The sequence below is a fragment of the Micropruina sp. genome, from assembly GCF_047607385.1.
Classification (GTDB): Bacteria; Actinomycetota; Actinomycetes; order Propionibacteriales; family Propionibacteriaceae; genus Micropruina.
This window is the reverse complement of the sequence record NZ_JASGDE010000213.1, coordinates 1-25,591: the sequence shown is the minus strand read 5'-3', so window position 1 is coordinate 25,591 and position 25,591 is coordinate 1. Positions and strand designations below refer to the sequence as shown.

22 protein-coding genes are annotated in these 25,591 nt (G+C 68.9%); 14 read left to right on the top strand and 8 right to left on the bottom strand.

Translation table 11 applies throughout. The features are described from left to right. Positions 1 to 49: 49 nt before the first annotated feature. From gatB to QM582_RS18490, 5 genes are all read left to right on the top strand, one after another. Positions 50 to 328 carry a PTS galactitol transporter subunit IIB gene (gene gatB / locus QM582_RS18510; protein ID WP_415086912.1) on the top strand — a complete coding sequence of 93 codons (279 nt, stop codon included), beginning with the start codon at positions 50 to 52 and terminating at the stop codon, positions 326 to 328. A 118-nt stretch (positions 329 to 446) separates the two neighbouring features. Beyond that, the gene (locus tag QM582_RS18505; RefSeq protein ID WP_415086910.1) at positions 447 to 1,805 is read left to right on the top strand and encodes a PTS galactitol transporter subunit IIC; all 1,359 of its coding nucleotides are present in this window, start codon (positions 447 to 449) and stop codon (positions 1,803 to 1,805) included. A gap of 41 nt (positions 1,806 to 1,846) precedes the next feature. Then, a complete protein-coding gene (locus QM582_RS18500) occupies positions 1,847 to 2,878 on the top strand; it encodes a galactitol-1-phosphate 5-dehydrogenase (RefSeq protein ID WP_415086908.1) in 1,032 nt (343 codons plus the stop codon). Continuing rightward, positions 2,875 to 3,813: a 1-phosphofructokinase family hexose kinase gene (locus QM582_RS18495; protein WP_415086907.1), complete on the top strand. Its 939-nt coding sequence runs from the start codon at positions 2,875 to 2,877 to the stop codon at positions 3,811 to 3,813. Before QM582_RS18500 ends, QM582_RS18495 begins: the two co-directional genes overlap by 4 nt. 2 nt (positions 3,814 to 3,815) lie before the next feature. Further along, the gene (locus QM582_RS18490; protein WP_415086905.1) at positions 3,816 to 4,652 is read left to right on the top strand and encodes a class II fructose-bisphosphate aldolase; all 837 of its coding nucleotides are present in this window, start codon (positions 3,816 to 3,818) and stop codon (positions 4,650 to 4,652) included. 36 nt (positions 4,653 to 4,688) lie between these two features. Here the strand turns inward: QM582_RS18490 and QM582_RS18485 are convergent, their stop codons facing one another. Further along, entirely contained in the window at positions 4,689 to 5,501 is an 813-nt protein-coding gene (locus QM582_RS18485; RefSeq protein WP_415086904.1) for an IclR family transcriptional regulator, read from the bottom strand. A 65-nt stretch (positions 5,502 to 5,566) separates the two neighbouring features. On the opposite strand from QM582_RS18485, the gene QM582_RS18480 reads away from it, so the two are divergent. From QM582_RS18480 to QM582_RS18465, 4 genes are read left to right on the top strand one after another with little or no spacing between them, the layout of a single operon-like run. Beyond that, positions 5,567 to 6,535: a 2-dehydro-3-deoxygalactonokinase gene (locus tag QM582_RS18480; RefSeq protein WP_415086902.1), complete on the top strand. Its 969-nt coding sequence runs from the start codon at positions 5,567 to 5,569 to the stop codon at positions 6,533 to 6,535. A 25-nt stretch (positions 6,536 to 6,560) separates the two neighbouring features. Beyond that, positions 6,561 to 7,172, top strand: coding sequence for a 2-dehydro-3-deoxy-6-phosphogalactonate aldolase (locus tag QM582_RS18475; protein ID WP_415086900.1), 612 nt, complete (start codon positions 6,561 to 6,563; stop codon positions 7,170 to 7,172). Positions 7,173 to 7,229: 57 nt separating this feature from the next. Beyond that, positions 7,230 to 8,378, top strand: coding sequence for a galactonate dehydratase (gene dgoD / locus QM582_RS18470; RefSeq protein ID WP_415086898.1), 1,149 nt, complete (start codon positions 7,230 to 7,232; stop codon positions 8,376 to 8,378). A gap of 7 nt (positions 8,379 to 8,385) precedes the next feature. Continuing rightward, entirely contained in the window at positions 8,386 to 9,723 is a 1,338-nt protein-coding gene (locus QM582_RS18465) for an MFS transporter (RefSeq protein ID WP_415086896.1), read from the top strand. 27 nt (positions 9,724 to 9,750) lie between these two features. Here the strand turns inward: QM582_RS18465 and QM582_RS18460 are convergent, their stop codons facing one another. After that, positions 9,751 to 10,782, bottom strand: a complete 1,032-nt coding sequence (locus QM582_RS18460; protein WP_415086895.1) for a LacI family DNA-binding transcriptional regulator — start codon at positions 10,780 to 10,782, stop codon at positions 9,751 to 9,753. Between the two features lie 177 nt (positions 10,783 to 10,959). Beyond that, a complete protein-coding gene (gene galK, locus QM582_RS18455; RefSeq protein WP_415086893.1) occupies positions 10,960 to 12,159 on the bottom strand; it encodes a galactokinase in 1,200 nt (399 codons plus the stop codon). Between the two features lie 264 nt (positions 12,160 to 12,423). Here galK and QM582_RS18450 point away from each other — a divergent pair, with 264 nt between their 5' ends. Together QM582_RS18450 and QM582_RS18445 are read left to right on the top strand one after the other, a co-directional pair. Next, positions 12,424 to 14,133: a sodium:solute symporter family protein gene (locus QM582_RS18450; RefSeq protein WP_415086892.1), complete on the top strand. Its 1,710-nt coding sequence runs from the start codon at positions 12,424 to 12,426 to the stop codon at positions 14,131 to 14,133. Between the two features lie 29 nt (positions 14,134 to 14,162). Next, positions 14,163 to 14,441, top strand: coding sequence for a hypothetical protein (locus tag QM582_RS18445; RefSeq protein WP_415086890.1), 279 nt, complete (start codon positions 14,163 to 14,165; stop codon positions 14,439 to 14,441). 92 nt (positions 14,442 to 14,533) lie between these two features. Here QM582_RS18445 and QM582_RS18440 read toward each other — a convergent pair whose 3' ends face one another. The 3 genes from QM582_RS18440 to QM582_RS18430 are packed head-to-tail and all read right to left on the bottom strand — an operon-like array spanning position 14,534 to position 19,081. Then, positions 14,534 to 15,775 (bottom strand): ROK family protein, encoded by a 1,242-nt coding sequence (locus QM582_RS18440; RefSeq protein WP_415086889.1) that lies wholly within the window; start codon positions 15,773 to 15,775, stop codon positions 14,534 to 14,536. A 25-nt stretch (positions 15,776 to 15,800) separates the two neighbouring features. Then, entirely contained in the window at positions 15,801 to 18,035 is a 2,235-nt protein-coding gene (locus QM582_RS18435; protein WP_415086887.1) for an alpha-galactosidase, read from the bottom strand. A gap of 23 nt (positions 18,036 to 18,058) precedes the next feature. Further along, positions 18,059 to 19,081 carry a LacI family DNA-binding transcriptional regulator gene (locus QM582_RS18430; protein WP_415086885.1) on the bottom strand — a complete coding sequence of 341 codons (1,023 nt, stop codon included), beginning with the start codon at positions 19,079 to 19,081 and terminating at the stop codon, positions 18,059 to 18,061. A gap of 336 nt (positions 19,082 to 19,417) precedes the next feature. Here QM582_RS18430 and QM582_RS18425 point away from each other — a divergent pair, with 336 nt between their 5' ends. The 3 genes from QM582_RS18425 to QM582_RS18415 are packed head-to-tail and all read left to right on the top strand — an operon-like array spanning position 19,418 to position 22,432. Then, positions 19,418 to 20,671 (top strand): ABC transporter substrate-binding protein, encoded by a 1,254-nt coding sequence (locus tag QM582_RS18425; RefSeq protein WP_415086884.1) that lies wholly within the window; start codon positions 19,418 to 19,420, stop codon positions 20,669 to 20,671. Between the two features lie 7 nt (positions 20,672 to 20,678). Then, positions 20,679 to 21,605 carry a carbohydrate ABC transporter permease gene (locus QM582_RS18420; RefSeq protein ID WP_415086882.1) on the top strand — a complete coding sequence of 309 codons (927 nt, stop codon included), beginning with the start codon at positions 20,679 to 20,681 and terminating at the stop codon, positions 21,603 to 21,605. Further along, positions 21,605 to 22,432, top strand: coding sequence for a carbohydrate ABC transporter permease (locus QM582_RS18415; RefSeq protein ID WP_415086880.1), 828 nt, complete (start codon positions 21,605 to 21,607; stop codon positions 22,430 to 22,432). The genes QM582_RS18420 and QM582_RS18415 overlap by 1 nt, the downstream gene beginning before the upstream one ends. Positions 22,433 to 22,501: 69 nt before the next feature. Here QM582_RS18415 and QM582_RS18410 read toward each other — a convergent pair whose 3' ends face one another. Beyond that, positions 22,502 to 23,254 carry an FAD-binding oxidoreductase gene (locus tag QM582_RS18410; RefSeq protein WP_415086879.1) on the bottom strand — a complete coding sequence of 251 codons (753 nt, stop codon included), beginning with the start codon at positions 23,252 to 23,254 and terminating at the stop codon, positions 22,502 to 22,504. A 57-nt stretch (positions 23,255 to 23,311) separates the two neighbouring features. After that, on the bottom strand, positions 23,312 to 25,591 hold a 2,280-nt coding region (locus QM582_RS18405), incomplete at its 5' end, for a hypothetical protein (protein WP_415086877.1).

Genomic DNA, 25,591 nt, shown 5'->3' with positions numbered 1-25,591 from the left:
CCACAAGCCTGAATACAGGAAAAACCGATACCTCAACGAGGAGAGAATCATGAAGAAAGTCATCGTTGCCTGTGGCGGAGCGGTCGCCACGTCCACTGTCGCGGCCAACAAGGTGCGCGAACTGTGCGAGAAGAACGGCATCGCCGTCGACGTCCAGCAGTGCCGGATCAGCGAGCTGGCCGGACGCGCCGAGCAGGCCGACCTGATGGTCACCACCGCGAAGGTGAGCCGCGACTACGGCGTCCCGGTGGTGCACGGCATCGCCTTCATCTCCGGCATCAACCTCGCCGCCACCGAGGCCAAGATCCTGGAGATCCTCGGCAACTGATTCGACAGCGACGCGAGCCCGGGCAGGGGCAGGCGTCGTCGATCGACACACAAAGGAGGGGCGCTGCGTCCGGGCAGGGACGCAGCACCCCGGTGATTCGGAAGGAATCTTGATAAGTATGGACGCCGTACTGGCAGTCATCCAATACGTGGTGGACCTGGGGCCCAGCGTGATGCTCCCCCTGATCATCATCATCATCGGCCTGTCGTTGCGGCAGGGCATCAGCAAGTCCCTGCAGTCGGGCCTCACCATCGGTGTCGGCTTCGTCGGCATCGGCCTGGTCGTCGGCCTGCTGACCGAGTCCCTCGGCCCGGCCGCCGAGGCGATGGCCAAGAACTTCAACCTGGGCCTCACCGTGATCGACGTCGGCTGGCCCGGCTCCGCGCCGATGGCCTGGGCCTCGAACATGGGTCTGATCGCGATCCCGATCGCGATCGGCGTGAACATCGTGATGCTGTTGCTGCGGGCCACGCACGTGCTCAACGTCGACATCTGGAACATCTGGCACATGGCCTTCACCGGCGCCATCGTCCAGGTGGCCACCGGCAGCTTCTGGTGGGGCATCGCCGGCGTCGTCGTGCACGCCGTCATCGCCTACAAGCTCGGCGACATCTTCAGCCCGGTCACCGACAATTTCTTCGGCCTGGAGGGTGTCGCGATCCCGCACGGCACCTCGGCCTACATGGGTGTGCTGGCCCCGCCGATCGACGACCTGTTCGACAAGATCCCGGGCGTCCGCAACATCAAGCTGACCACCGAGCAGCTGGAGGAGAAGCTCGGTCCGTTCGGGCAGCCGCTGATCATCGGCACCATCCTGGGCGTGGTGATCGGCCTGCTGGCCCGCTACGACATCGGCCAGTCGCTGCAGTTGGGCGTCAAGATGGGCGCCGTCATGCTGCTGATGCCGCTGGTGGTGAAGCTGATCATGCAGGGCCTGCTGCCGATCGCCGAAGCGGCCCGCGAGATGCTGCAGAAGCGGTTCAAGGACGGCAACTACCGGATCGGTCTCGACCCGGCGCTGCTGCTCGGGCACCCGCAGGTGATCTCGGCCAGCCTGATCTTCGTCCCGCTGACCATCGTGGTGGCGGCGCTGCTGCCGGGCAACCGGGTGCTGCCGTTCGGCGACCTGGCCACCATCGGCTTCTTCGTCGCCATTGCGGTCGGCGTGCACAAGGGCAACATCTTCCGCACCCTGTTCTCCGGCACCGCGATCATGGTGATGACGGTCTGGATCTCCAACCAGATGGTCGAGCTGCAGACCCAGCTGGCCCGCAACGTCGACCTGCTCGGCACCTCCGGTCAGGTGTCCTCGCTGGACCAGTCCGGCAGCCCGATCACCTACCTGCTGGCCAAGGGAATCAGCGGGGACGTCGCCTTCGGCTGGTTCATGATCCTCGCCCTGTACGGCGCGTGCTTCGTGTACACGTTCATCAAGTACCGGCGCCGCACCCTCTACGTCGAGACCGACGAAGGGTAGGGACGGGTCACATGCCAGCTCCCATAACAAGGATCGTGGCGGTGACGGGGCCCCAGGAGTTGACGCTGACCGAGGTCAGCCCGGTATGTGGCCCGGACGAGGTACTCGTTCGGGTCGCCTACTGCGGCATCTGCGGATCCGACGTGCCCCGGTACTTCGACGGTGCGGTGCACAGCTTCCCGCAGGTTCTCGGCCACGAGTTCTCCGGGGTGGTGGAGACGGTCGGCGCGGCCGTCACCACCGCCCGTCCCGGTGACCGGGTCGCGGTCGCTCCGCTGGTGCCCTGCCACCACTGCGCCGAATGCCTGGCCGGGCGTCCGTCGCTGTGCCCCAACTACTCCTTCATCGGCTCCCGCCGGCAGGGGGCGTTGGCCGACCTGGTCGCCGTCCCCGCGGTCAACCTGGTGTCGCTCGGCGACCTCAGCCTCCGGACCGGGGCGCTGGTCGAGCCACTCACCGTGGCCATCCACGGCGTCGAACGGGCGGACGTGCTGCCCGGCGAGCCGGCCGCCGTGCTGGGCGGGGGAGTGATCGGCCTGCTGGTCGTGCTCACCCTGCGCGACAAGGGCGCCGGCCCGATCACCGTGGTGGACGTCGACCCGCGCAACCTGGCGGTGGCCCGGCAGTTCGGTGCCGCGCACGCGGTCAACGCCCTCACCGACGACGTGGCCGGGCACTTCGCCCGGACCGGGGCACCCACGCTGACCGTGGAGACCGCCGGGGTGCCGCCCACCCAACGCCAGGCGCTGGCCATCACGGCCCGCCGCGGCACCGTCGTCTACGTCGGCACGGCGCACCAGGATCTGGTGCTCTCGCCGACCGTGTTCGAGCACATCCTGCGCCACGAACTCACCGTGCGGGGCTCGTGGATGTCGTACTCGGCGCCCTTCCCCGGGCACGAATGGGCCGACGCGGTGCGGATCCTCGGTTCCGGACTGGTCGACCCGGGCGTCCTGATCAGTCACGAGCTGCCGCTCGCCGAGGCCGTCCGCGGCTTCCAGGCGATGCGGTCCCGCGACGAGCACCGGCTCAAGGTGATGTTCCGGGTCGGCGGCGAGGAGGCCGGGGCATGACCACAGTGCACTGCCTGACGCCCAACCCGGCGCTCGACATCACCTACCGGCTCGACTCGATGCAGCTGCACGCGGTCAACCGGGTGCACAGCGTCGAACAGCGGCCCGGCGGCAAGGGGGTCAACGTCGCCCGCGTGGTGGCGGCCCACGGGCTGCCGGTGGCCGGCTACGGGTTCCTCGGCGGACGGGCCGGCGAGACTCTCGCCGAGTTGCTCGCCGAGTACGCGCCCGGCGTCGTCCAGCGCTGGACTCCGGTGCCGGCCGAGACCCGCCGGACCATCGCCGTCGTGGACGCCGCCGACACCACCATGCTGAACGAGCCGGGACGCCCGGTCACCGACGCGGACTGGGAGGCATTGACCCGGACCCTGGTGGACGCCTGTCGTCCCGGCGACGTGGTGACGATCTCCGGCTCGCTGCCGGCCGGGACGGTGGCCGACCACCTCACCGGGGTGATCGCCGCCGCACGCGCGGCGGGCGCCGTGGTCATCGCCGACACCTCCGGCGAGGCGCTGCTCACCGCGGCGGCCGCCGGCGCGGACGTGGTGAAGCCGAACCGTGACGAGATCGTCGAGGCCACCGGTGCCGCGGACGTCCGCGACGGGATCCGGCGACTGCTGGACCACGGCTGCGGTGCGGTGGTCGCCTCGATGGGTGCCGACGGAATGCTGCTCGGTGCCGCCGACGGCTTCGTCACCGCCCGGCTGAACCGGGTCCTGCAGGGCAACCCCACCGGCGCCGGTGATGCCGTGGTCGCCGCCCTGGCCCACGGCCTGGCCCTTTCCTCCCCTTCTCAGAGTCGCTTCGCCGCCCTCGGCGCAGCGTTGGCGGACGCGGTGGCCTGGTCGGCCGCCGCCGTCCTCTCGCCGGTCGCCGGCGAGATCGACCAGCGCCAGGCGGCGCGACTCGCCCTCGACGTCCTCATTCAGGAGTAGACATGCTCAGCACTCTCAGTTCCCTGGCCGACGTCTGCCGTGCCCACGGCAGAGGCCTCGGCGCCTTCAACGTCATCCATCTCGAAAACGCCGAGACCCTGGTCCGCGCGGCCGAGAACGTCGGCCTGCCGATCGTGCTCCAGATCTCGGAGAACGCGGTGAAATTCCACGGCGGCCAGCTCGAGCCGCTCGGCATCGCCACCCTGGCGATCGCCCGGCGCAGCCCGGCGAAGGTCTGCGTCCATCTCGACCACGCCAAGGACCTCAACCTGATCCGGCGGGCCATCGAGCTGGGGTTCACCTCGATCATGTACGACGGCTCGCACCTGCCCGACGAGGAGAACCGCGCCACCACCGCCGAGGTGGCCCGCTGGTGCCACGACGCCGGCATCAGCATCGAGGCCGAGCTCGGCGAGGTCGGCGGCAAGGACGGCGTGCACGCCCCCGGCGTCCGCACCGATCCTGACGACGCGCTTCGCTTCGTCGCCGACACCGGCGTCGACCTGCTCGCCGTCGCGGTCGGCAGCTCGCACGCGATGACCACCCGGGACGCCGCACTCGATCTGGATCTGATCCGGCGGATCGCCCTCAAGGCCGTCGTGCCGCTGGTGTTGCACGGCTCGTCCGGGGTCAGCGACCAGGGCATCTGCGACGCCATCCGGGCCGGGATGACCAAGATCAACGTCTCCACCCACCTCAATCACGTCTTCACCGACCAGGTGCGGGCCGAACTGGACGCCAACCCGAAGCTGGTCGACACCCGCAAGTGGATGGCTCCGGCGGCGCAGGCGATGCAGGCCGAGGTCGAGCGGCTGCTGGTGATGTACCAGGTGGCCTGACGGTCACCGGGGCGGGCCGGGTGCACCCGGCCCGTCCTACGTCCAATCGGTCGAGTGGTCATCCGGGTCCGGCCGGTAGCCCAGTTCCGAGGACACTTTTCCAGCGGCTCTGAGGATTGCCGGCCGCAGCGCGTCCAGTCGTTCCGGAGGCATGTACGGACGGGTGGCCGAGATGCTCACGGCCGCCACGATCGAACCCGAGGCATCGCGAACGGGAGCAGCAACGCACACGATGCCCGGCTCGTTCTCCTCCAGGTCGAGGGTTACCCCGGTAGCGGCAGCCTGCTTCATCACTGCCACGAACGTGTCAGGTGTGAGGACATCGTGATGAATGCCGTTTCCGGCTCCGACCGGCCGCTCGGAGGCGAACTTGGCGCGCCAGCGATCCGGGCTGTCGATGAGCAGGGCCTTGCCGATCCCGGTGCGGGTCATCGGCATGCGATGGCCGATTCGCGACCTCATCTCCGCGCCACGGGTGCCCGGGATCTTCTCCAGATACAGCACCTGCCCGCGGTCCTCGATGGCGAGATGAACAGTGTCGTGGACTCGTTCTGCGAGTTCGCGGAGGACGGGCGCCGCAACCGTGGTCACAGGATTCTCCTGCAGCGCCTGATAGCCGAGTTCGATGAGGGCCGGACCCAGGCTGTAGGCGCCGTCGAGCTGCCGTAGGTAGCCCGCGGTGACGAGAAGCTGCAGCAGCCGATGGGTGGTACTGCGCCCGATGCCGGTCTCCTCGACGATGCCGCGGAGACGCCGCTGACCGCGTGCGACGGCGCTGACGATCGCGATGCCGCGTGCCAGCGTCTGAGTTCCGGGTGGCCCGGGATCGGGGTGCAGATGGGTGATCACGCCCAAGTGTCCCAAAAATAGGGACTTAATTGCAATTATCGGGACGCATTCTTACTGTCGAGAGCGTGACCAAGGATGCGAAACAGTGCAGCGCGGCGCTGGTGGCGGTCGACTGGGGGACGACCTCGTTCCGAGCCTGGCTGCTGGACGCCGCCGGAACCGTTCTCGACAAGGTCCGGTCGTCCGACGGGAGCCTCCGAGTGTCGGAGCGGGCGAACTCCAGCCTTGAGCGCGCTGCTGCCTTTCAGGGAACCCTCCAGCAATTGTGCAGCGGTTGGTTGGCCGCCGATCCGGGGCTTCCGGTGCTCTGCGCGGGGATGGTCGGTTCGAACCACGGCTGGATGGAGGTCGAGTATCTCGACGTACCGGTGCCGCTCACCGATCTCGCGAATCACCTGACCCTGGTGGGGGCCGGCGGTGCGAACGTCCGCATCTGCCCCGGGCTTCGTGTGGCCGGGCCGGATCCTGACGTGATTCGGGGCGAGGAGGTGCAGCTCGTCGGGGCATTGGCCGATTCGCCGCACCGGCTGGAGACAGTGGTGCTGCCCGGAACCCACTCGAAGTGGGTGCGACTGGATGGCCTACGCGTGACCGACTTCACCACGGCCATGACCGGTGAGCTGTACGGCCTGCTGATGCAGCACAGCATCCTGGCTCGGCTGGCCACCAGCGAGGCCGGGTCCGAGGCTTCCGATGCATTCGTCCGTGCCTTGGAGGTCGAGGCCGAACACGGAGATCAGCGTGGGCTTCCATTCCTGCTGTTCACGGCGAGGACGTTGGTACTGGCTGGGCGGCTGGATCCTGCCGACATCGCCGACTACGTCTCCGGTCTGCTGATCGGGGCCGAGGTCAGGCACGCGTTGTTGTCGAACCCGCCCGGCCTCGTCGCTGTCTGCGGCTCGGGTTCGACGGTGGCGCGTTACCGGATCGCGCTGGAACGCAGTGGTGCGACGGTGACCACGATCGGCGAGGACGTGGCAGCGGCGGGTCTGTGGAGGATCGCCGCGAATGCTGGGCTGCTCGCCTCCTCCTGACCCGACGACGACAAGGACCTAACCAATGACAATCTCTCCCAGCGCAGGACTCATCGCCATTCTTCGAGGTGTGACGCCGGCCGATGTTCTCGACATCGCCACGGCGATATTCGACGCCGGATTCAATGCCGTGGAGGTTCCGCTCAATTCGCCGGAACCGTTCGAGTCCATCCGGCGCCTTCGTGTCGAGCTGGGCCCCGACCGGCGAATCGGTGCGGGTACCGTGCTGACTCCGCAGGACGTCCGTCGGGCCGCGGAGGCCGGCAGTTCGCTGATCGTATCGCCGAACACCCGCCCCGATGTCGTGGCCGAGACCGTCAGACTCGGTTTGGAGAGCTATCCGGGCGTGGCCACGCCGACCGAGGCCTTCGCCGCCCTCGACGCAGGAGCTCGTGCGATGAAGCTGTTCCCCAGCTCGACGATCGGTATCGACGGGATGAAGGCCTGGATCAGTGTGCTCCCGGTAGGTACCGAACTGATCCCCGTGGGTGGGGTCGACGCGGACAATCTCGGCGATTGGGCGCGAGCCGGCGCGGCCGGCGCGGGTATCGGCAGCTCCCTCTATCGCCCTGGCGACTCGGTGGCCGATGTGGTGCCCCGGGCTGTCGCCATGGTCAGGGCCTGGGAATCCGCCTGATCCGGCGACCGATCGCACATTTCTCATAGTTCAAGCAACGACGCTGAAAGGAATACCATGAAGATCACCTCAATGACCACGTTCGTCGTCCCGCCTCGATGGCTCTTTCTCAAGATCGAAACCGACGAAGGGGTCGTCGGATGGGGCGAGCCGGTTCTGGAAGGTCGCGCCGCGAGCGTGGCCGCGGCGGTCGAGGAACTTTCCGACTATCTGATCGGGCAGGATCCACGCCGCATTGAGGACCACTGGACCGTGATGTATCGCTCCGGGTTCTACCGGGGTGGCGGAATCCACATGAGCGCACTGGCCGGTATCGATCAGGCCTTGTGGGACATCAAGGGAAAGGCGCTGGGCGTTCCGGTGCACGAACTTCTCGGTGGCCGCCTGCGCGACTCGATCAAGGTCTACTCCTGGATCGGGGGCGATCGTCCCGCCGAGACGGCGGCGGCCGCCAAGGACGCCGTCGATCGCGGGTTCACGGCGGTGAAGATGAACGGCCCCGAAGAGCTGCAGTACGTGGATACCCGCGACAAGGTGGAGAAGGTGGTCGCGAACGTCCAAGCGGTCCGTGAGGCGGTCGGGCCCGATGTCGGCATAGGTGTGGACTTCCATGGCCGCGTCCATCGCCCGATGGCGCGGGTGCTGCTGGACGCGTTGGCCCCCTACCACCTGATGTTCGTCGAGGAGCCGGTGCTGTCGGAGCATGTCGACGGAATCGCCGACATCCTGCGGGCCTCGGCGACGCCGATCGCGCTCGGCGAAAGGCTGTTCTCCCGATGGGACTTCAAGAATGTCATCACTTCGGGAGTCGTGGACATCATCCAGCCGGATCTTTCCCATGCGGGTGGAATCACCGAGGTCCGCAAGATCACCGCGATGGCCGAAGCGTACGACATCGCTCTTGCGCCGCATTGCCCGCTGGGGCCGATCGCCTTGGCCGCCTGCCTGCAGGTCGATGCTGTTTCCTACAACGCGGTCATCCAGGAACAGAGCCTGGGAATCCACTACAACACGACCAACGACTTGCTCGACTACGTCGCCGACCCGTCCGTATTCGCATATTCAGGTGGTGCCGTAGCGATTCCGGACGGGCCTGGCCTGGGCATCGAGGTCAACGAGCCCTATGTGCGGGAACGGGCTGCCGAGGGCCACCGTTGGCGCAACCCGGTGTGGCGTCACGCTGACGGTTCCTTCGCGGAGTGGTGACGCAACCATGAGCATGAACCCCGCACAGCAGCAACCCGGCTTGCGAACCCAAGCCACTCGAGCCCGTCTCGTCATCGCCGTGATGCTCTTCGTCACCGTGGTGATCAACTATCTGGACCGGGCGAACCTGTCGGTGGCAATGCCGGCGATCGCCCACGACCTGGGACTGAATCCGCAGGCTCAGGGCCTGTTGCTCAGTGCGTTCGGCTGGACGTACGCCGCCCTCCAGATCCCCGGTGGCTGGTTGATCGACCGGATCCCGCCGCGGATTCTCTACCCGGCATGCCTCGTCCTGTGGTCGTTGGCGACCGCGTTCATGGGCATGGCGAGCGGGCTGGTCGCTTTGGTGATCCTGCGACTCTTGGTCGGCGTTTTCGAGGCGCCCGCCTACCCGATCAACAACCGCGTGGCAACCGCCTGGTTCCCCGAGAAGGAGCGGGCGTCGGTGATCGGCTTCTACACGTCGGGCCAGTTCATCGGGCTGGCCCTGCTCACCCCGGTCCTGATCTGGCTCCAGACTGCCTTCACCTGGCATTGGGTGTTTGTCGTGACCGGCCTCGTCGGGATCGTCTGGGGTGTGGTCTGGTACGCGGCCTACCGGGAACCTCGCGACTCCAGGGCGAACGCCGCGGAGATCGCCCACATTCGTGATGGTGGCGGCCTGGTGGATATCGATGCCGATGTCCGCGCCGTCAAGAACCGCAAGAAGTTCGATGCCAAGGACTTCGCCTATGTGCTTCGATCTCGCAAACTATGGGGCATCTATTTCGGACAGTTCTGCCTGACCTCGACGCTGTGGTTCTTCCTGACCTGGTTCCCTACCTACCTGGTGGATTATCGGGGTATGGACTACATCAAGTCCGGGTTCCTGGTGTCGCTGCCCTACCTCGCGGCACTCGTTGGCGTGCTGCTGTCCGGGGTCGTGTCCGACTGGCTGCTACGACGCGGGCACTCCCTCGCGGTGGCCCGCAAGGGTCCGATCATCGCGGGTCTGTTGCTCTCCACCTTCATCATCGGCGCCAACTTCACCGACTCGACCACGCTGGTCATCGTGTTCCTGTCGATCGCGTTCTTCGGCAACGGGTTCGCGTCGATCACCTGGTCGCTGGTGTCGGCTCTGGCCCCCGAGCGACTGCTCGGAACCACTGGTGGAACGTTCAACTTCATCGGCAATATGTCGTCGATCGCGACACCCATCGTGATCGGCTTGCTGGTGAGCAAGACCAACTTCGCTCCGGGGTTTGTCTACATCACCGCGGTGACGCTGGCCGGAATCGCTTCCTACGTGTTTCTGGTGGGCAAGGTGGAACGGATCCCGGATCGCGTACTGGAGACGACTCCCTGACTGGCCTTCCTGAGCCGGAGATGGCTTTCAGAGAGTGGGCGTGGGTGGGGCCGCGGTGCTGGACCTGATCACCAGCCGTGCCGGGATGATCGCGGTGGCCGGTTCGGAGGCAGAGCGCACCGGGTCGAGCTGGCGCAGCAGCACCCGCACCAGGTTCTCGCCCATCGACTCGAAATCCTGATGGACGGTGGTCAGCGGTGGCCACAGGTAGCCGCCCAGGATGTCGTCGAAGCCAACCACCGACACGTCCGCCGGGACCCGCCGGCCCGCTTCGTGCAGCGCGCGAAGCAGGCCGGCGGCCATCTCGTCATTGGCGGCGAACACCGCCGTGACGTGGGGATCCGCCGCCAGCGTCCGGCCGATCTGGTACCCGGAGGCATGCGTCCAGTCGCCGTGCACCGGTTCCGGGACGTGGCGTCCGGCCGCCTCCAGAGATTTGCGCCACTCCTCCTCGCGCTCCCGTGCCTGAAGGGACGCCTCGGGGCCGGCCAGCAGGTGTACGGTGCGGTGGCCGAGGCCGAGCAGGTGGGCCACCGCCAGGTGGGCGCCGCCGCGTTGGTCGAAGCCGACCGAGGGGTGCCGCAGATCGCGGCTGTCGGCCGCCACCACGGGCAGATGCGGCGGCACCTGGACGCGGTCGACGTCCGCGGTCTCCAGGCTGAGCAGCACCAGGCCGGCGATGTCGTGCCCGAGGTGCTGAAGGGCGCGGTTCATGTCGCCGACGTCCTCGCTGGACGCGTCCAGCAGGGTCACCGCGTAGCCGCGGCGGTGGGCGGTCCGGGCGACGGCCTCCATGATCCGGGCCTCACCGGTGCGGGCCAGGTGATGGACGGCGACACCGAGGGTCTCCAGGGCTCCGGAGCGCAACGCCCGGGCCGCCTGGCTGGGGGCGTAGCCGAGTTTGGTCATGGCGTCGATGACCCGGTCCCGGGTCTCCGGGCGCACGTTGGTGGCGCCGTTGACCACCCGGGAGACGGTTTGGGGGGAGACTCCGGCGAGGGTGGCCACGTCCTGGGCACGAACCCGGCGCGTCGCCCGCATCTCCTGCACCGTGGTCACCTTCCGATCCCCGCCACCGGCGTCCGACTCGTGCGCCGACGGTGTTCGGCGAGCACGTCCGGCAGCCTGGACGACCATAGTCTCGCGCACCGAGTAGAGACTCGGAAAGTCGCTCGAACGACCTCGGATCGATGCCTCCTGGCTGTCGTGGACCGGACGGTCACCCGGGGTGGGCGATCAGGGCTCGATCAAGCACTCACCCGCCGCGGACGGAGTGGCCCGGTGGACGACGGGAGCCGCCAGACCACGGGCCGCGGCGGCCTGCCGGACGCCGCGGGCGACGGCGTCGGCGCTCGAGCTGCGGACCAGCGCGATGGCGCTGCCGCCGAAGCCGCCGCCGGTCATCCGGGCGCCGAGCGCCCCGGCGTCCAGAGCGGCGCCGACCGCGACGTCGAGTTCCACGCAGCTGACCTCGTAGTCGTCCCGCAGCGATCGGTGGGAGGCGTTCATCAGCTGTCCGGCTCGGGTCCAGTCACCGATGCCGGCGGCGGCCACGAACTCCGTGACCCGGGCGATCTCGGTGACGACGTGACGGACGCGCCGCCGGACCACCTCGTCGTCGAGACGCGCCAGCGCGGCATCGACATCGGTCACCTCCCGCAGCGTGGCCACGGAGAGCTCCCGGGCAGCGGCATCACAGCTCGCCCGGCGGGCGCCGTACTGGCCGTCGGCGAGTGAGTGGCTGGCCTGCGTGTCGATCACCAGCAGTTCGAGACCGGCAGCTTCGAGGCCGAAGGGAATCTGTTCGACCGAGCCGTCCAGGCAGTCGAGCAGCAGCGCGTGACCGGCCTGTGCCCGCAGGGATGCGGCTTGGTCCATGCCGCCGGTCGGAGCGCCGGCCACCTCGTTCTCGGCACGGACGCAGACGTCGGCCAGCCAGGCCCGACCGGTGTCGTCGCGGTCCCGGCGACAGCCGGCGAGGTGGGTGAGGGCCAGCCCGACGGCGCATTCCACCGCGGCCGACGAGGAGAGTCCCGCGCCCAGCGGGACGCAGGAGGAGATCGCGACATCGAAGCCCGGCACGTCGACGCCGGCCTGCCGCAGCGCCCACGCCGGGCCTCCGCAGTAGGCGACCCAGTCGTCGACCGAACCCGGTGCGATCTCCTTGAGATCGCCGGACCACGTCCGACCGTCCTCGAGCCCGGTGGTCAGCCGGGCACGGCGGTCCGTCCGGCGGGCCATGGCCACATAGGTTCGGTGCGGAAGCGCGACGGGCAGGCAGAGGCCGCCGTTGTAGTCGGTGTGTTCCCCGATCAGGTTCACCCGGCCGGGGGACGCCCAGACTCCGTGCGGCTCGGCCCCGAAGGCGTCCCGGAACAGTCCGCGCACCGATCGAATGCCGGCCGCGTCCGTCCAGCTCTGCTGCCACTCGCTCATCCGACTCCTTCGTCGTGCCCACGTCCGGTGGTGTTCGGGTGGGGAACCCAACCTCAAATGTTTGCGTCAACACCGCTCTTGCCAACCACCTTGACATAGCCGCACAGGTCGGTCAACATCGTCCTGTGTCCCGTATGGTGACGCAAACATGAACCTCCCAACGGGGCGAGGCGCACCACCGGCGACGACCTGCTTTGGTTTCGCAAACATCGATCGCGGGTGACTCTCTCGGGCGGGACCAGTCCAGTCAAGAGAGGTAACTCCATGGAGACGCTCCTCCGGGCCAACGCCGTCGACTACGTCATCCTGGCCACCTACTTCGTGTTCGTCCTCGGCATCGGGTTCATGGCCAAGCGCCAGGTCTCCGGCTCCCTGGACTTCTTCCTGTCCGGCCGTTCGTTGCCCGCCTGGGTCACCGGGCTGGCCTTCGTCTCCGCCAACCTCGGCGCGGTGGAGATCATGGGCATGTCAGCGACCGGCGCTCAGATCGGCCTGCCCACCGTGCACTACTTCTGGATCGGCGCCATTCCGGCCATGCTCTTCCTCGGCGTCGTGATGATGCCGTTCTACTACGGGTCGAAGGTCCGCTCGGTTCCGGAGTTCATGCTGCGCCGCTTCGGCGTCGGGGCACACCTGGTGAACGCAATCTCGTTCGCGCTCGCCCAGTTGCTGATCGCCGGGATCAACCTGTACTTGCTGGGCAGCATCGTCCATGCGCTGCTCGGCTGGCCGCTGTGGCTGGCGTTGATCATCGCGGCCGTCGTGGTGTTGTCCTACATCAGCTTCGGCGGGCTGTCGGCGGCCATCTACAACGAGGTGCTGCAGTTCTTCGTCATCGTGGCGTCGTTGCTGCCGCTGGTGCTGCTGGGCCTGCACAAGGTCGGCGGCTGGCAGGGGATGGTCGAGAGGATCACCGCCGCGGCGCAGGCGGCGCCGCCCGAGGCCGGCGTCCCGCCCGCCGTCGAGCAGCTCAACTCGTGGCCCGGTCAGGCGCTGTCCGGGTTCGACAACCCCGTGCTGTCCGTGGTGGGCATCGTCTTCGGCCTGGGCTTCGTGCTGTCCTTCGGCTACTGGACGACCAACTTCGTCGAGGTGCAGCGGGCGATGGCCTCGGAGTCCATGTCCGCGGCCCGGAAGACCCCGATCATCGGTGCGTTCCCGAAGATGTTCGTGCCCTTCCTGACGATCGTCCCGGGCATGCTGGCGAGCGTCCTCGTGCTCGAGATCGCGGACCTCAAGGCGGGCGGCACACCCGCCGGCGGCTCGTCCGGAGAAGGCGTCACCTACAACGACGCGCTGTTGCTGCTGATGCGCGATCTACTCCCGAACGGCCTGGTGGGTCTGGCCATCACCGGTTTGCTGGCCGCGTTCATGGCCGGCATGGCGGCCAATGTGTCGGCTTTCAACACCGTGTTCAGCGTGGATATCTGGCAGCGCTACGTGGTCAAGGACCGCGACGACGCGTACTACGTGCGGATGGGCCGGATCGCCACCTTCGTGGCGACCGGGGTGGCGATCTTCACGGCTCTCATCGCGGCCGGCTTCCGCAACATCATGGACTATCTGCAGACGCTGTTCGGCTTCTTCAACGCGCCGCTGTTCGCCACCTTCATCCTGGGCATGTTCTGGAAGCGGATGACCCCGACCGCCGGCTGGATCGGCCTGGTCGCCGGCACCCTCAGCGCCATCTTCACCTGGCTGCTCAACCAATGGGGCTTCTATCACCTGCCCGGTCAGGGGACCGCATTCCTGGCGGCGTCGATCGGCTTCGTGGTCGACATCATCGTCAGCATCGCCGTGTCGCTGGTGACCAAGCCGAAGCCGGCGGAACTCCTGGTCGGCCTGGTCTACTCGGAGACGCCCAAAGAGCACCTCGCCGATCCGAACGAGAAGGCCATGCCGTGGTACCGGCGTACCCTGCCGCTCGCGGGCATCGCCCTCGTGCTGGTCGCGGCCCTCAACTTCGCCCTCTAGTTCACCGCCTCGGAAAGGAAGTACCACGCATGTCCCCGAAGACCGAGCAGGGCGGCGCGAGCAAGGGCGCCGGGCTGTACGACATCCGCAACTTCATCGGCCTCCTGCTGCTGATCTATGGACTGATCCTCGCCGGGATGGGCCTCTTCGCCGACCCCGAACTCGACAAGACGGGCGGCGTGAACGCGAATCTGATCACCGGTCTGTGCCTGCTGGTCGCGGGCGGTGTCTTCATGCTGTGGGCCAGGCTCAAGCCGGTCGCGGTGGAGTCCTCCGCCGCGGCGCCGCAGTCTCCTTCCGGGCACTGAATCGCCCACGGCGCCGCCGTCCGTAGCAGACCCGCGGACGGCGGCGCCGATTCCGCACGGCCGGAGACGGATCCGTCCAGTTGGCCAGCGCTTCAGCGCTGGACGCCGTCGCGTCCGGCGAAGAAGGGCAGCGCGATGGCTTTGGCCGCCTCCCGGGCGGCGGAGACGGCGCCGAGCGAGACGATGTCGCTGCCCAGCCGGGACGCCGCGACGGTGGGCGCGGGGAGTCCGGACTCGGCGTCCAGGTGGCGGCGGGCGATGTCGATGACGTCGGGCAGGGCGGTGGCCATGGCGCCGCAGATGACGATCAGGCCGGGGTCGTAGAACCGGGAGACGACGGTGCAGATCCGTCCCAGGGTGTCGCCGAGCTCGTCCAGCAACGGGCGTGACACCGAGTCGTCGAGGCTGGCTGCGGCGAGGATGGTCGCGGCGTCCGGTGCTGTGCCGTCGAGTCGCGCCCAGGGGTGGTGGGCCGGGATCCGTCCGGTGCCGAGGGTGTGCCGGAACCACTGCTCGGTGCGGGTGCCGATGCCGTGGCTGCTGCCCACGCCGGGGATGTAGCGGAAGCCCTGGAGCTCGCCGACGCCGCCGTGGGCGCCGCGGACCAGGCGGCCGTCCAGGAAGACGCCGGAGCCCAGCCGGCGTCCGATCATCACGGCGACGAAGTCGTCGTGGCCGCGGGCCTCGCCCAGGGTGGCCTCGGCGACGGCGGCCAGGGCGGCGTCGTTCTCCACCCGGACGGCGGGGAAGGCGGTGGCCAGGGCGTCCTGCAGGCCGCTGTTCATGTGCTGCCAGAATCCGGCGTCGTGGGCCGGTGAGCTGCCGTCGGCGTTGACCGGTGCGGGGACGCCGACGGCGACGCCGATGACGTCGGCGCGGGTCCGGCCGGCCGCGGCGAGGACGGTGTCGACGGCGTGGAACGCGGCGGTGGGTCGCTCGGCCGGGTCGAGGTCGGTGAAGGTGGTCAGCGAGGCGTCGGAGAAGCCGCGCACGTCGATGGACTGCCGGGCCAGGACGCCTCCGGCGAGGTCGGCGGCGGTGGCGGTGAACCGCCGTTCGCCGGCGTCGATGCCGATCACCACGCCGGCGTCGGCGCGCAGTTCGAAGCGGCGGGCGGGGCGTCCCAGCCGGTAGCCGTCGTCGGGTCCGGCGCTGGACAGTTCCCTGATCAGCCCGAGTTCGATGAGCGCGCCGAGTGCGGCCAGTGCGGTGGAGCGGGTCAGGCCGAGGGCCGCCATGACGTGGTCGGAGCGGAAGGCGCCGGCGTCCCAGGCGAAGTCGAGCACCGAGGCCGTGCTGGCCCGGTGCCGCAGCTGCCCCGCGGTGAGGCTCATCTCCGATCCCGTGCAGCCGGCGGCATCAATCCACGGCCTCGGCCAGGTAGAGGATCGCCGTCTCCGGGAAGGTGGGGGCGTGCGCCAGCCCCACCTGGCCGAGGGCGGCGCCGCTCAGCTCAACGCCGAACTCCGCGGTGGCCCGAAGTCGGGGCGGGATGTCCGACAGATGCTGGGAGTAGCCGCCGTTCGGCTGCTCCTGCTCCACGCCCCACCACTGCGGGGCCTCCACCACCGGCGCGTGCTCCAGCATCAGCGGCGCCACCCAGTAGCGCCGCTCGGGATCCAACCCCGGGAACCGCATCCGGCCGCGCAGCACGATCGGCGAGCGGGCCACCTCGGCGAAGGAGTAGATCGCCCGGCTGCGGTCGGCGGCGATCACCCCGTGCGCGGTGACGGTGTCGTCGGGCAGGTCGATCCGGACCACCTCGCCGCCCAGCAGCAGCGGGCGATGCTCCTTGTAGAAGCCCACCCAGGCACCCAGCTCGACCAGTTCGGCGGCGCTCGCCCGGGTCAGGTCCCACTCGATGCCGAGATGGCCGAAGACCGCGCTGGCCGCCCGGAAGTTGAGCGTGTGCGAGCGTCCGGTGGTGTGCGAGGCGCCGGACGCGATGTGCGAGCCGAGCAGTTCCGGCGGCAGCAGCTGCTGCGTCCAGCGGTTCATCTGCTGGCGCTCCAGCGGGTCGATGCAGTCGGAGACCCAGATCCGGTCGGTGTGCAGCATCGCCTCGATGTCCACCCGGCCGCCGCCGGACGAGCAGGACTCGATCTCCAGCCCGGGATGGGCGGCCTTGAGCTCGTCGACCAGGCGGTAGTAGGCGACGGTCTGCTCGTGCACTCCCGGACGCCCGGACGGTGCGCTGCCGGCGTCGATCAGGTCGCGGTTGTGGTCCCACTTGATGTAGGCGATGTTGTACTCGTCGAGGATCGCCATCATGGCGTCCCGGATGTAGGCGTAGCAGTCCGGAATGCCGAGGTTGATCACCTGCTGGAAGCGGGACTCGACCGGTTGCCGTCCGCCGGTGGCCATCACCCAGTCGGGATGCGCCCGGGCGGCGTCGGAGTCGGGGTTGATCATCTCCGGCTCGAACCACAGCCCGAACTGCATGCCCAGCTCGTTGACCCGGTTGATCAGCGGGTGCAGGCCGCCCGGCCAGACGTCGGCGGACACCGTCCAGTCGCCCAGCCCGGCGTGGTCGTCGCGGCGCGCCCCGAACCAGCCGTCGTCCAGCACGAACCGCTCCACGCCCACGGACGCCGCCGCCTCGGCCAGTGCCAGCAGCTTGGCCAGGTCGTGGTCGAAATAGACCGCCTCCCAGACGTTGATGGTGACCGGGCGGTGCACCGAGGGATGGTTGCGCCGGGCCCGCAGGAAGGCGTGGAAGCGGTGCGCCACGGCGTCCAGCCCGATGCCGTAGGAGCCGTACAGCCAGGGCGAGGTGTAGCTCTGCTCGTGGGCCAGCACGATCTCGCCGGGCAGCAGCAACTCGCCGCCGCCGAGCACCTGGTCGCCGGTGTAGAGCCGTTCGGCGTAGTGGGTGTGGTTGCCGCTCCAGCCGGTGTGCACAGCCCAGATCTCGCCGCCGGCGAAGTCGAAACCGGGCGTCCCGGCGTGCAGCAGGTAGGCCGAATCGGGGCCGGTGCGGCCCTTCCGGTTCTCTCGCAGATGGGTGCCGACGGTGAACGCCCGGCGCTGCGGCACCCGCTCCTTGGTCCACCGGCCGGCCAGGTCGAGCAGTTCGGTGGCCAACTGCGGCACCGGGTAGGCCAGCACCAGGTCGTCCAGCTGGTAGCTCTGCTCGGCCAGGTTGGTGATGCTGGCCTGCGATCGGAGCAGGCCGCTGCCGGTCAGCTCCACCCGGACGGTCAGGCCCAGGCCGGCCTCGGCGTCGACGGCGTCCACCTCGACCAGGCCGGGCCCGCGCTGGATCAGCGCGTCGCCGACCGGGGCGTCCTCGAAGCGCAGCGACGTGGTGGTGAACTTCGGCGACCAGTCCCGGCCGGCCCGCGAGCCGCTGACGCCCGGACGCCCCACCCAGCCGGTCCAGTGCTCGGGCAGCACCGCGACCCGGATCGGCTCGTCCACCAGATTGGACACCACCGGCTGGACGCCGCCGCGGATCAGCGCGCGGACGTCGTCGGAGGTCAACGGACCGAGGTCGGCGCCCCAGTGCACGATCGCCGGCAGCCGCCCGGAGGTCACGTCCAGCACGATGCAGACGTCCGCGGCGCGCAGCACAACACAAGCATCGACGGTCACCGCCGACTCCTCTCGGATCAGGTTCAGTGGGTGGGTTCGGCGGCGCAGCCGCAGGAGCGGCGAATCACCAGTTCGGTGGGGATCAGCCGGTAGACGTCGTCGGGCCCCGGATCGGTGATCATCCGGAACGCCTCCCGGGCGATCTGGGCCACCGGCTGCTGGGCCGCGGTCAGCGGCGGCCAGGAGTACTCGACCTCGACGGTGCCGTCGAAGCTGACCAGGGCGATGTCCTCGGGCACCCGGACGCCGGCCTCGTGCAGGGCACGCAGCACCCCGATGGCCTGGACGTCGGAGGACGCGAAGATCGCCTGCGGCGGCTTCCCGGTGGCCAGCATCCGCTGCATGGCGGCGTAGCCGCCGGGACGGCTGAACACGCCGCGGGCGATCGGCCCCTCGGGCAGGCCGTGCCGGCGCTGGGCGTCCCGCCAGCCGAGCTCGCGGGGATCGGCGAGACCGCTCTGGTCCTCGCCCATGATCAGGCCCACCCGGGTGAGGCCGTGCTCGGCGATCAGGTGCTCCACCAGCAGGTCGGCGCCGGCGCGCAGGTCGGCACCCACCGAGCGCCGTCCCGGAATCGGCGCCATCGTGTCGAGCAGCACCGCCGGCACGTCGGCGCGGATGGTGGTGAACGGGTCGCGGTGCGCGGCGTCGCTGCGCACGATCAGCCCCTCCACCTGGCGGCTCAGCAGGCCCTCGATCACCCGGTTCTCGTGGCGTTGGTTGCCGGTGGTGCTGGCCAGCAGCACGGCCCGGCCGGACGCCGCCGCGAGCCGCTGGATCTCCAGCGCGAGCTCGGCGAAGAACGGGTTGCTGGAGTCGGGCAGCACCAGCCCGATGGTGTCGCCGACCCCGCGGCGCAGCGCCCGGGCGCTGCTGTTCGGCCGGTAGCCGAGCACCTCGATGGCCTGCCGGACGCGTTCGGCGGTGGCGGCCGCCACCGGACGCGGGCCGTCGTTGATCACATAGCTGACCACGGCGCTGCTGACCCCGGCCAGCCGTGCCACGTCGGCACGGGTGATCACCCGGGTCTGCTCGTTCGCGGTCATCGGGCCTCCTTCCGCGGCGGTGGGGAACGTGCTCGGCCGGCTCGGCCTGGGGTCAGCCTATCGGTCCGAACAATCTACACGTGGTGCAGTGGGCTGTCATGACCTAACACGTGTTAGATCAGCCCAGCTTTCCCGACCCTGGCGAATCCGTTGCCGGGCCATATCTACTCGTGTAGTGTCACCACCACGCTAGCTCCGCCCGATGCCGGGCGGAGAGCCGGAAGCCTCTGAACTGCCCCGACGTCGACCGGGTCGCGGCAGGTCGCGAGGCTCGTCGACCGGCCCCCCTCGGGCGAGACACATCAATGACGATCTGTTGGAAGGAAACGTTTCAGCATGAGCGATTTCATCAGTCGCCGAAGCCTGCTCGCGGGCGTCGGCGGGACGGCGCTGCTGGCGCCGCTGGCGGCGTGCTCAGGGCCGCCGTCCGGAAGCGGTGGTCCCCTGGAGTTCTTCCAGTTCAAGTCGGAGGCGATCAAGCTCTTCGACAGCATCTGCGCGGCGTACAACGCGACCGGGCCGAAGGTCCAGGTGCAGCAGAACGCGCAGCCCGACAGCGAGACGGCCCTGCGGGTCCGGCTGGTGAAGGGCGACATGCCGGCCCTGGTCACCGTCAACGGCAACTACAACTTCGGTGCGCTGGCCCGGGCCGGGGTCTTCTACGACTTCGCCAAGAGCGACCTGATCAAGAACGTCACCCCGGCGATCGCCGCCATCCTGCCGACGCTCGGACGCGGCGGCCCGGGCGAGGTCAACGCGGTGCCGTTCGCGAACAACGGCTCCGGCATCATCTACAACCGCGACATCTTCGAGCAGCATCGGCTGGAGCCGCCCAAGACCTGGGACGAGCTGATCGCCATCGCCGACGAGCTGCAGGGCAAGGGCGTCGACCCGTTCTACTGGGGCTTCAAGGACAACTGGACCGGCGCACCGATGTTCTCGTCGCTGTCCGGCAGCTTCCTGAACGGAGAAGTGGCGGCCTGGTACGAGAAGCGCCGGCTGGGGCAGGTCTCCTTCGGCGACCTCAAGCCGGTCTTCGAGAAGATGCGGCAGATCTCCCGGTACGGCAACAGCAATAAGTACGAGGTCGGCTACAACGACGGGAACCAGGGCTTCTCCGCCGGCAAGTCGGCCATGTACGTGCACGGCACCTACGCCATTCCGGCGATCCGCTCGTACAACGACAAGATCCGGCTGGGCACCTTCGCGACCCCGGCCGACAAGGCCGAGGACTCCCGGGTGGTGTCCGGCGTGGACGTGGCGCTCACCTTCGGCAAGCAGCCCGTCGACGGCGCGATGGAGTTCTACACCTACCTGATGGATCCGAAGAACATGGCGGCGTACTGCGCCGAGCAGGTCGCCTTCCCGACCCTGACCGGTATGGAGCCCGATGACGAGGCGCTCGAGGGCCTGGTGCCCTACTTCAAGGAGCAGCGTCTCGCCACCTACTCGGATCACGCCTTCCCGCAGGGCGTGAATCTGAACAACTACATGCAGCAGTTCCTCATCAACGGGGACACCGATGCCTTCATCCGCACGCTGGACGCGCAGTGGAACAAGGTCATCGCCCGAATCAACTCCACCCTGTGAGGCGGTCATGGAGACACAATCCACATCACCACGCGTCCAGGCGCCCGGCGGCGCCACGGAGGTCGAGTTCAAGTCGCGGCGCATCGAGGGTCCCTACCTCTGGATGATCACGCCGGCAGCCGTGCTGTTCACGGCGCTGCTCACGGTCCCGTTGCTGACCGGCCTGTTCTACACCTTCACCAACTACCAGGGCTACGGCGAATGGCGATTCGTCGGTTTCGCCAACTACCTGAACCTGTTCTCCGACGACATCATCTGGCAGTCGTACGGGTTCACCCTGCTGTACGCGGTCACCGCCACGATCCTGATCAACATCATCGCCTTGTCGATGGCGCTGCTGCTCAACGCGAAGATCAAGGCGCAGACGTTCTGGCGCGGGCTGTTCTTCCTGCCGAACATCCTGCCGGTGCTGATCGTCGCGTACATCTTCAACTACCTGTTCACCAACAACCTGCCGGCGATCGGCCAGGCGCTCGGCATCGGGTGGCTGTCCACCTCGCTGCTGGCGAACGAGCAGCTGGCCTGGGTGGTCATCGTGTTCGTCGGGGTCTGGCAGTCGGTCGCGTTCAACACGATCATCTACCTGTCCGGCCTGCAGACCGTCCCCTTCGAGGTCTACGAGGCCGGCGCGATCGACGGCGCCACCGGCTGGAAGCGGTTCAGCCAGATCACCTTCCCGCTGATCATGCCCTTCTTCACCATCAACATGGTGCTGTCGTTCAAGGGTGCGCTGGGCGTCTTCGACCAGGTCGTCGCGTTGACCGGCGGCGGTCCCGGCACGGCCACCCAGTCGATCTCGTTCCTGATCTTCCGCAACGGCTTCCAGGGCGGCGAATACGCCTACCAGACGGCCAACGGAATTGTCTACTTCATTCTTGTGCTGGTCATCTCGTTCGCTCAGCTCAAATTCTTCCAGGGCAAGGAGGACAACTGATGTTGAGCCGTCGCAATAGTCTTTCGTGGTGGCTCACCGGGCTGGTCGCGGTGCTGTCGCTGACCATCCTGGTGCCGCTCTACTTCGCGGTGGTGACGGCGTTCAAGACGCCCACCGAACTCGCCGTGTCGGGCTTCGCCCTGCCGCAGGTGTGGAACTGGGACAACTTCGCCACGGCCTGGGCGCTGACCAGCTTCCCGCGGCGCTTCCTCACATCGGCGATCATCACCGTCGGCGCCGTGGTGCTCACCCTGGTCACCAACTCGATGGTGGCCTACGCGATCGCCCGCAATATGGACCGGCGCTGGGTGCGGATGCTGTTCTACTACTTCGTGGCGGCCATGTTCGTGCCGTTCCCGATCATCATGCTGCCGGTGGTGAAGCAGACCGCCATGTTCGGCATCGACAACGAAGCCGGCCTCATCCTGATCTACATCGTCTACGGCCTGGCCTTCAATCTGCTGCTCTACACGAGCTACATCCGCTCCATCCCGGTGGAGATCGAGGAGTCGGCGTCGGTGGACGGGGCGACCAGGTGGGCGATCTTCTGGCGCATCGTCTTCCCGTTGTTGACGCCGATGAACGCCACCGTCGGCATTCTGACCTGCCTGTGGGCATGGAACGACTTCCTGCTGCCGCTGGTGATCCTGACCGATCCCGGAACTCAGACGCTGCCGCTCGCGCAGTACGTGTTCCAGGGCCAGTTCAACACCAACTACACCGTCGCCTTCGCCTCGTATCTGATGGCGATCGCTCCGCTGGTGCTGGTGTACGTCTTCGCGCAGCGCTGGGTCATCTCCGGCGTGATGCGGGGTTCCAACCGCTGAGGTAGCGGGGGTCGGACGGGCCCGGCAGCGCAGGTCGCCGCCGGGCCCGTCCTTTGTCCGGAGGTCCGCTCAGGAATCGGCGCCGATGGTCTCCCGGTGGATGTTCCGGTCGTCGATGCCCTTGGCCAGCAACGCCGTGCGGATCTGCCGCATGAACTGGGGCGGGCCGCAGAGGAACACGGTGGCGTCGGTGGGCAGGTCGATGTCGTCCAAGTCCATGAAGCCGGGCCGGGCCGGACGCAGCGTCGGCGCCGACTCCGCGCCCCGCTCGTACCACGCCTGGGTGTGCACCCGGCTCATCGTCAGGGCATGCCGGCGCACGGTCTGGTAGAGCGCGTGGCTCTCGTGGGAGTGGTCGGCGTGCAGCAGCCACACCTCGCGGTCGGGCTGCCGCCGGGCCACGTCCTCCACGATCGCCGCCATCGGGGTGACGCCGATCCCGGCGGAGATCAGCACCAGCGGCCCGTCGGAGTCGTCCAGCACCAGCTCGCCGCGTGGTTCGGAGACCTCCAGGGTCAGCCCCGGCCGGGCGTTGGCGTGCATCCAGCCCGACACCTGCCCGGTGCCGAAGCCGGCGGCGCCGGCGACGTGCTTGATGGTCACCCGGAACGAGCCGCCGCCGGGGCCGGAAGAGATCGTGTACTGCCGCAGGTGCCGCTCGCCGCCGGGGAGGTCGACGGCGATGGTCACGTACTGACCGGTGCGGTGCGCCGGCAGGTCGCCCTCGACCGGCGCGAGCAGCAGCGAGAAGGCCTCGCCGGACTCTTCGATGCGGTCAACCACCCGATAGCGGCGCCACGTCTGCAGATCCCCGGCCGTCATGCCCTACAGCTTGGCTGCCGGAGCCTGCCGGGGCAATCCCGGCCGCGCGGCCGGCGCTCAGAGCGGGATCCGCTGCAGCACGGTCACCGCGTCCCGTGCGGTGCGGAGGGTGAGCAGCAGCTGGACCGCCCCGTCGTGCACCACGGCGTCCCGCAGCGAGAGCCGCATGCCGTCGGCGAGACCGGCGACCGGGACCTGCGACGACGTCCAGGAGCGGCCGTCGGGGGAGCGGAACAGGGTCAGGGTTCGGCGGTCGTCGGCGAGTTCGACCCGGAGAAACTCCCGGCCGCCGGCAGCGAGGACGGCGGCCGCCACGCTGTGACCGCCGCCGAACGTCCACGACCGTCCGCCGTCGGTGGAGCGCCACACGGCCGATTCCCAGTCGGTGGCGCCCTTGGCCAGCGCCCAGCCCCGGGCCACCAGCACCGTGCCCACCGCGTCGACGCTGGTCAGGTACGCCTCGGGATACTTGCCCGAGGGCAGCGTGACCAGCCGCCAACGGCGCAGGTCGGACGACGTCCAGGCCGCCGGGCGCTGGTAGCCGTCGCTGGTGGTCAGGCCGACCGCCACCGCCCCGCGTCCGTACCCGGTGACGGCCCTCATCTCGCGGCTGCGGTTGTCCAGGCCGTGCAGATCGTCCAGCGGGTCGCGGCGGTCGTACCAGTCGCCGCGTCCGGTGACCTCCGTCGGACGTCCCTGCAGCCACGATCGGCCGTCGGTGGAGGTGTAGACCAGCGCCGACTGCCGGACGTCGCCGTTGCTGGTCTTGGTGCCCACCGCCACCCACCGTCCGTTGACCCAGGCCACGTCCTCGATCGTGGAGCCGTGGTACTGGGCGACCTTGTTGAACGTCTTCGGCGCGGTCCGTTGCCAGTGGGCCGCGTCCGGAGAATGCAGGGTCAGGGCGTGGTTTGCGACCTGCTGGCCGATCGCCAGGTAGCCGCCGTCGGGGTGCCAGGCGACCTGGTCGACGGACTGGTCGGCGGCGACCGGCAGGGCCTTGGGGACGCCGAACCCGGCCCCGTCGGCGGCCCAGATCGCCGGGGTGCCCTGGGCGGTGCCGGAGGCGCCGAGGCGTCCGTCGACGACCAGCAGCTGCACGGGCCGGACGTCGGGGCGAAGATCGGCCGGGGTCGCCACCTCGGCATCGCCGACCAGCCGCTGGCCGGTGTGGCGCCACAGCCGCCGCTTGGACGGGTTGCCGTCGAGCTCGACGGCGAGCACCGTGGTCTCACCGCTGACGGCGCCGACGGCCGCCCAGGCGCTGGCATCGGTGCCCGGGGTGTCGGCCGCCATCCACCCCGAGGCGCCCGGATAGAGATACGAGATCTTCACCTCGGTACGGGTCTGACTACGGGCGACGCGCTGAACGGCCACCGTCGTCGAGCGCAGCTGCATCAGCTCGGCGATCTCGGCCCGATCACCGGCATCGAGCAGCCGTGGGGTCTGCTTCCAGGTGCGGAGATCGCCGCTGGTCAGCAGCATCGGGCGGTAGGTGTCCTGCCGATCGTGGTAGTAGGTGCCGCCGACCATGAACCCGGTGTCGGTGGCGACCACCTCTCCCAGCCTGCTCACGAAGTTGCCGGACCCGACCGGCTCCCTGACCGCCGAGCGACGCCAGGTCACCCCACGGTCGGTCGAACTCAGCAGCAGCGACTCCTGGGAGCGTCCCTTCTTGGTCACCTCGCCGAACGAACGTTCGCCGACCGCGACCATCCGGTCGCCGCTGGTCGCCACCTCGCGGAGCCAGCCTTCGCCGCCGATCTTCCGCGCCGTCCAGGCGATGCCGTCGGGGGAGGTCCAGGCCATCGGCCGGGAGCCGGCTTCGGTCTGCCGGCCGCCGACCGCCACGAAACCGCCGCCGGTCATGCCGGCCACGCTGGAGACCTCCTCTCCACGGCCGGGGTCGATGCCGGTGACCGGGGCGCGCTCCCAGGTGCGGGCGTCGGCGCTGGTCCAGGCGAACAGTGCTCGGTCGGCGCTGCCCAGCGCCAGCCAGCGGCGCTGCTGCCCGGCCGCCGCGACCGCCGCGACACCGACCGTCTCCTCGCCGATCACCGTGGCGGACGAGGCCGCCGGGCTCAGTTCGCCGTCGTGCCAGGTCGCGCCGGCGTCCGTCGAATAGCGCAGCACCGGGACGGGTTCGCGGCCGTGGGCGGTGCCCACCAGCAGCAGGGTCTCGTCGTCACCGACCATCGCCTCGACATCGGCGACGATGCCTGCGCCCCGGTCGGGCAGGGCCGGGAACACGTCGGCCGGCAGCGTCGCCGTAGCGGCCGGCGCGGCCGGGGTCGGCGCCGGCGGCAGCTCGCCGGTGCAGCCGGCCAGTGCGACCAG